The sequence below is a fragment of the Thioalkalivibrio sp. genome, from assembly GCF_007692535.1.
Taxonomy (GTDB): domain Bacteria; phylum Pseudomonadota; class Gammaproteobacteria; order Ectothiorhodospirales; family Ectothiorhodospiraceae; genus Thioalkalivibrio.
On sequence record NZ_REBW01000087.1, the window covers coordinates 1 to 6,374 of the forward strand.

Below are 6,374 nucleotides of genomic sequence, written 5' to 3' on the forward strand. Positions count from 1 at the left end.
CCTCGGCGGCGCAGAACGCCACCTGGCTCAGACCGCTCTCCATCTGCCGCTGCACGATCGCCCACCACGTCTCTGCATCCCGCTGCACCCACCGTCCCATCGCCGCCATCTCCCACCGGTTCCTCGATGGTGACCAGCGTAGGCACGGGCGGGGCCCCGGGATAGGACGTCGTAGAATGTGCGCTTACGAAAGGGTGGCGACCACGCTGGTTCACAGGGTCCTTGCCTGGGGTGACGCTCCGTGGGTCGTCTCAGAGCAGATCGACGGCCGAGCAGCCGGGCCAATGAACGCCAAGTAAGCCTCGCGCCGGGCGGACAGGCGGTTTATTCTGTCTGGATTCCCGAGGAGCAAGCCATGAATACTGGCACCTTTCCGATCCGCCTCATTGCCACACTGACCACCGCGCTACTTTTGTCGGCATTAGCCAACGCACAGCCGGCACCCAACCCCTTTCCCACCCTGGAAGCCCTGGGTGAAGCGCTATTTCACGACACTAACCTGTCCTTGCAACGCACCCAATCCTGCGCCACCTGTCATGCGGCCGATGCGGCCTTTATCGATAGTCGCACTCAGGGAGTCGGCGGTGCGGTATCGGTGGGGGATGATGACCAGGCCCTGGGGATTCGCAATGCTCCAACATTGATGTATGCCCTGTATGCGCCGCCCTTTCATGCCATGGCTCCAGGAGTCTATCGTGGCGGTCAATTCCACGACGGTCGCGCCCGCTCCTTGCCCAATCAGGTCAATCTGAATGGCGGCCCCTTTCTGAACCCGGATGAAATGAGGATGCCCAGCCGTGCAGCGGTGATAGCGCGCGTGCGGGAAAACGCTGATTATGTTGATGCCCTGCAACGATTTTTCGGGCCGCAGATCTTCGCCCGCGAGCAACAGGCATTCTCACGTCTGGGCCATACCATCGCCGCCTTTGAGCGTACGCAGGCCTTTCATCCCTTCAGCGCACACTATGATGCCGTGATGGGCCAGGAGGCCACCTTTACACCCCTGGAACAGGCGGGCTTCGATCTCTTTCACAGCCGGGAGACCGGTTGCCTGAGGTGCCATGACTCCACTGCAGTAACCGGACCCAGCCGGCAAACCTTCACGAACTACCGCTACTACAATCTCGGAGTACCCATGCATACTGCGGTACGCGATGCTCGTCAGGATGATTCACCCGATCCTGGACTGGCCGCCAATCAGTTTCTGAGCAGTCCAGCCGCGGCCCAATTAGGGCGTTTCAAGGTTCCCACTCTTCGCAATGTCGCGGTCACGGCCCCCTATTTTCATAACGGCCTAGCGCATGATTTGGCCACCGTTCTGAAACTGCACAGCCATCGTGGCGCGCGGGATAGCGTTCTACACACGCTCAACCCGGAAACCGGATTAGCCTGGGGAACCACTGACTATCCCGAAAACGTTGATTTTGCCGCTTTGGCGATGCCCAAACCCCTCAGTGACCCGGAGATCGATGCCCTGATCGCCTTCCTGCACACTCTTACGGATGCAGCGTTTGTCAGGCCTTGATCAAGGCGCCGCTGAGACCCCGCCCGCCAACAGGGATGTGTCGCCGGGGTCCCTGCGCCTGTTCCGTCAGGTTTGGTGGCTCTCGGAGTATACTGATCTTAGCCCGTCGCTCCTGCGCCCGGCAGCCGATTGGGCCGACCGTCTCTGAACCGATCGCTTGAGGTGACGCCGTGAAAAACCTTCCCGTGATTCTTGCCGCTGGCGCGCTGGCGCTCGCGGCTGTGCCCCTGCATGCCGACGAGGTGACCTACCGCGAACACGTCCAGCCCCTGTTCCAGACTCAGTGCGCAGGCTGCCACGGGGTGAATGCCCCGTATGTAGGTGATTTCGACGAGGACAAGGCCCGTTACGAAGAGATGGGGCTCGGGCCACGCATGGACTCCTACGCGGACCTGATCATGTTCGTCGTATATCCCGATACCGGCGCCCTGATGCGCCGACTCGACGACGGCAGCAGCCACCCAGAAGGCCAGCCCGGCAACATGTACGAGCACCTTGGTGCCGATGATGACGAGCGCGCGCGCAACTTCTCCGTGTTCAAGGCCTGGGTCGGGGAGGGTGCATGGAACCTCGAGCGCTGGGGCGACATTACCAAAGAGCAGTTGGACCGGCTCGAACTGGCCTACTAAGGTCCGGGTCCGTGGCCCTGGTCGAGGCATCGGGTCTGCACAAGACCTATCGTGAGGGCGATGTCAGCGTGCACGCGGTGCGGGGGATCGACTTCTCGATCGAGTCCGGCGGCTTCGTCGCCTTCGTCGGACCGTCCGGCAGCGGCAAAAGCACGGTGCTGAACATGATCGGCTGCCTGGACCGGGCCACGGGCGGGAAGCTGCTCGTTCTGGACACTGACGTCGCTGCCCTTGGGCGGCGTGAGGCTGCGGACTTCCGAGGGGCGAACCTCGGGTTCGTGTTTCAGGATTTCAACCTGATCCCGGTGCTGAGTGCGGCCGAGAACATCGAGTATCCGCTACTGATGGTCCAGAACTGGCCGGTTGCGAAGCGCCGCGCGCGGGTCGCCGAGCTGCTCGAAGCCGTCGGCATCGCGGACCGCGCGGACAAGCGACCGGACCAGCTTTCGGGTGGCCAGAAGCAACGGGTCGCGGTCGCGCGGGCGCTCGCGTCGAAGCCGAAGCTGGTGCTGGCCGACGAACCCACCGCAAATCTCGACCATGTGACCGCGTTGCGCATCATCGACCTGATGAAGGCAATGCGCGACGAATTCGGAACCACATTCGTTTTCTCCACCCATGACCCGCGTATCGTCGATGCGGCCGAGGAGGTCTTTCATCTGGAGGACGGCCGGATCGTGGATGGCGTCGGAGGCTCGACATGATCCGGGTGCTGCGCCTGTCAGCGCGCAATCTGGCGCGGTACTGGCGCCGCAGTCTGCTGACTGCGGGTCTGATCGTGCTCGGGATGGTCGCCGTGTTGCTGTTCGTCGCGGTGTCGGCCTCATTCAAGCAGATCATGATCGGGCAGATCACCGACTCGATGCTGGGGCATCTGCAGGTGCACCAGCGCGGCTACGTCGCGTCGATCGAGAACCTGCCGCTGAACCTGAATATGAAGCCCGAGATGGTCGCCCGCGTGGAGGCCCTGCTCCGAGAGATGCCGGAAGTTGAGGCGGTCACCCCGCGGCTCAAATTCGGTGCGATGCTCAGTGACTTCGAGGAGACCACCAACATCCGGCTCAACGGCGTGGTGCCGGAGCGCGAAGCAGCGGCCATGCCGTTACTGGCCGGGCGGCTGCTGGATGGCGAGATCCGTAATGGTCTGCTGGAGCCCGGCGCGCTCCTGCTCCCGGAACTTCTTGCCCGCGGCATGGGTGTACAGGTGGGGGATACGGTGGTGTTGGTGGCGACCAATGTCGATGGTTCGGTGAACGGGCGAACGTTCCTCGTGCAGGGTGTCCTCGATGCGGTGACCGGGCCCGGCGGTCGTGACGGCTACCTGCATATCGATGATGCCCGCGCGCTGCTGCGCATGGAGGCGCCGGAAGTGAACCAGATCGCGATCCGTCTTCAGGACCCCGATCAGACCGAGCGCGTGGCGCGCCGTCTCGAGCAGATGCTGGGCGAGATCGTCAACCCGCGCGGACAGCCGCTGCTGACCGTTCACACCTGGGACCAGTTGACGCCGTTTGCGAATATCGCGCGCATGATCGATCTGCTCGACCTGTTCATCCGCATCATGCTGGTCGGGATCGTGCTGATCGCGGTGATGAACGTGATGATCATGTCGGTCTACGAGCGCGTGCGCGAGATTGGCACGATCGCCGCGATCGGGACGCCCCCGGGCAGAATCCTCGCGCTGTTCGTGGGCGAGGGCGTCCTGCTGGGTGTCGTCGGCACGCTTGTGGGCACGCTGGTCAGCCTCGGGGTGGTCCGGTTGCTGAACGTCTGGTCCGTGGAGTTCGCCTTCGGGCGTCAGGAGATCGTGCTGGCTCCGGCACTGGCGCCCGGCGACATCCTGTGGGTGGCCGCGATCGTGGTTGCGGTCGCGGCGGCCGCCAGTCTACAGCCGGCGTGGAAGGCGGCGCGGATGGATCCGAACACGGCGTTACGGCATGTCTAGGACAATGACAATGACTCGACCGATGCGAACCGGCTTTGCCGCCATTCTCCTGCTCGCGATCCTCGGTTGCGCGCCGCTCTGGGCCGTCGATGCGGATGCGCTGCTCGCCGAGGTCGACCAGCGCATGCAGCCGGGTGCGCTCGAGATGTACCGCAAGATCATCAACGTGGAACCGGATGGCCGTTCGCGGGAATTCGTGCTGTACACGGTACGCAGCGGTGCCGACAGCATGGCGGCGGTATTTCTGGACCCGGCGAGCGAGCGCGGCCGGTCGACGCTGCGCCTTGGGGAGAACATGTGGCTTTACATTCCCGATGTCGGCAGGCCGATCCGGATCACCAGCCTGCAGTCGGTCGTCGGTGGCGTGTTCAGCAATACCGACATCCTGCGCCTCGATTTCAGCGTCGAGTACAGCGCGACCCTGCTCGAAGAGGACGAGGAGCAGTACGTGCTCGACCTCCAGGCCCGGGGACCCGAGGTCGCCTATGATCGCCTGAAGATGTGGGTGGACCAGCAGACCCGCACACCGGCGAAGATCGAGGCCTACGCGGCCACCGGCCTGTTGATCAAGACGCTGGAGTACAGTCGGATCACCGATTTCGGCGACGGCATCGTGCGGCCGGCGATGCTCGAGACGACCAGCCCGCTGCAGCGGGGCTATCGCTCGGTGATGCTGTTCTCGGGGATCGCGCGGCGCGATTTTCCCGATGAGGTCTTCTCGCTCGGCTATCTGCCCAGGATCGGGGATCTGCGCCGTTGAAGCACGGCCGGTTCGGGCTGCTGCTGTTCCTGTTGCCAGCACTCGGCTTCGCCGAATTCGAGTTCGATTTCGATGTCGGCCGGTACGAACGCAAGCCCTACGAGGTTTCCGGCTACCTGCAGGGAACCGCCGAGCATTTCTTGCTGGACCGCGATTCCGCGCTCTATGCGCTCAACTTTCCGGACGGGCAGCGCCGGGATTTCCAGCGCTACCGCGCGACCGGAAACCTTTCCGGTCAGTACCGCTGGGACGATACGACGCTGAATGGCCGATTGCAGGCCGAGTGGCGGGACGATGTCTTCGGCAGCAGCGAAGATGTCACGGTGCAGGAACTCTATCTGAACCACCGCTTCGGCGACCGCCTGTCAGGAGAGGCGGGCAAGCGTACGCTGCGTTGGGGTACCGGCTATGCGTGGAACCCGGCGGCCTTTCTGGAGCGCCCGAAGGATCCGACCGACCCCGATCTTACCCGCGAGGGCTTTGTGCTGGCACAGGGCGAGTACGTCCGGAGCTTCGACGGGCCGTTGCGCACGCTGATGGTGAATCCGCTGGTCCTGCCGGTGAACGACGATCTGAACGAGGACTTCGGTGCCAAGAGCGCGCTCAACCCCGCCGGCCGCGTCTACCTGCTGTACCGCGACACCGATATCCATCTGACCGCCCGTGCCAGCGGCAGCCGCCCCGGAGCCTTGGGCATCGCGCTGTCACGCAACCTGGCCCCCCATTTCGAGGCCCACGCCGAGCTGGCAGGATTCGGTCGGCGCGAGGTCACAGTGGTGGACGGCGATGGGACGTTGGACAGCCGGGACGCCCGGTCAACGGATTTCCTTTTGGGCCTGCGCTATCTGACGCAGTGGGAAACCACCTGGATCGCCGAGTACTACCATAACGGTGCGGGTTACACGCGCCAGGAAATCCGGAACTTCTTCGATTTGGCCCGGGAGAGCGGGGACGATCCCGCGGTGCAGCGCAAAGCGGCGCAGGCGCGTGCGTCCGGCTACGGCGCACCCCAGGTGATGCGCGATTATCTTTATCTACGCGTACGGCACAGTGAGCCTTGGGATCTCCTTTACTGGGCCGTCGGCGGGACGGTGATCGTCAATCTGAACGACGGCAGCGCTTCGCTGATTCCGGAGCTGAGCTACACGGGCATCGCCAACCTGGAGGTGCGCGGACGTCTGGCGGCGCTGACGGGTGGTCGGAACACCGAGTTCGGCGAGCGCCAGAACGACTGGCGCCTGGAGCTCCGGGCACGTTACAGCTTCTGACTTTCTGCGCGCGTCCGAAGGTGGAAGATCGCCGCGCCCTGGCGGTCGGGCCGTTATGGTCAGCGATAGCCGCGCCCTGTGTTGTAGCACTCGACCTGTCCCTTGCTTGATATGTCGATATCGATCAGCAAGCCGCCGCTCAAGGGTCGGGCGTGGGTGTCCCCCTTGGGCCGGCCACTGCCACCACCAGCCGTCGGGGGGGGCGTAGCGGAAAGAATCGGGTGTCCGTCCAGCCTATACTCACCTG

7 protein-coding genes are annotated in these 6,374 nt (G+C 63.9%); 6 read left to right on the forward strand and 1 reads right to left on the reverse strand.

The genetic code is table 11. The features are described 5' to 3' along the window. The first annotated feature begins 355 nt into the window (after positions 1–355). The 6 genes from EA346_RS03610 (at position 356) to EA346_RS03635 (ending at position 6,127) form a co-directional block, all read left to right on the forward strand. Complete coding sequence (locus tag EA346_RS03610) at positions 356–1,525, forward strand: cytochrome c peroxidase (RefSeq protein WP_296755751.1); 1,170 nt, start codon at positions 356–358, stop codon at positions 1,523–1,525. A gap of 170 nt (positions 1,526–1,695) precedes the next feature. After that, entirely contained in the window at positions 1,696–2,154 is a 459-nt protein-coding gene (locus EA346_RS03615; RefSeq protein ID WP_296755757.1) for a cytochrome C, read from the forward strand. 11 nt (positions 2,155–2,165) lie between these two features. Beyond that, positions 2,166–2,858 (forward strand): ABC transporter ATP-binding protein, encoded by a 693-nt coding sequence (locus EA346_RS03620; protein ID WP_296755761.1) that lies wholly within the window; start codon positions 2,166–2,168, stop codon positions 2,856–2,858. After that, on the forward strand, positions 2,855–4,099 hold the full coding sequence (locus EA346_RS03625; RefSeq protein ID WP_296755765.1) for an ABC transporter permease: 1,245 nt from the start codon (positions 2,855–2,857) through the stop codon (positions 4,097–4,099). The genes EA346_RS03620 and EA346_RS03625 overlap by 4 nt, the downstream gene beginning before the upstream one ends. Before the next feature lie 10 nt (positions 4,100–4,109). Beyond that, positions 4,110–4,859 carry an outer membrane lipoprotein-sorting protein gene (locus EA346_RS03630; RefSeq protein WP_296755769.1) on the forward strand — a complete coding sequence of 250 codons (750 nt, stop codon included), beginning with the start codon at positions 4,110–4,112 and terminating at the stop codon, positions 4,857–4,859. Continuing rightward, entirely contained in the window at positions 4,856–6,127 is a 1,272-nt protein-coding gene (locus tag EA346_RS03635; RefSeq protein WP_296755773.1) for a hypothetical protein, read from the forward strand. Before EA346_RS03630 ends, EA346_RS03635 begins: the two co-directional genes overlap by 4 nt. A 59-nt stretch (positions 6,128–6,186) precedes the next feature. Here EA346_RS03635 and EA346_RS03640 read toward each other — a convergent pair. Further along, positions 6,187–6,374 (reverse strand): hypothetical protein (locus EA346_RS03640; RefSeq protein ID WP_296755777.1); only part of this gene is annotated, 188 nt, incomplete at its 5' end.

Excerpts from the sequence above, each read along its gene's own strand:
- EA346_RS03610 (WP_296755751.1), top strand. The coding sequence starts at position 356 with ATGAATACTGGCACCTTTCCGATCCGCCTCATTGCCACACTGACCACC.
- EA346_RS03625 (WP_296755765.1), top strand. The coding sequence starts at position 2,855 with ATGATCCGGGTGCTGCGCCTGTCAGCGCGCAATCTGGCGCGGTACTGG.
- EA346_RS03630 (WP_296755769.1), top strand. The coding sequence starts at position 4,110 with ATGACTCGACCGATGCGAACCGGCTTTGCCGCCATTCTCCTGCTCGCG.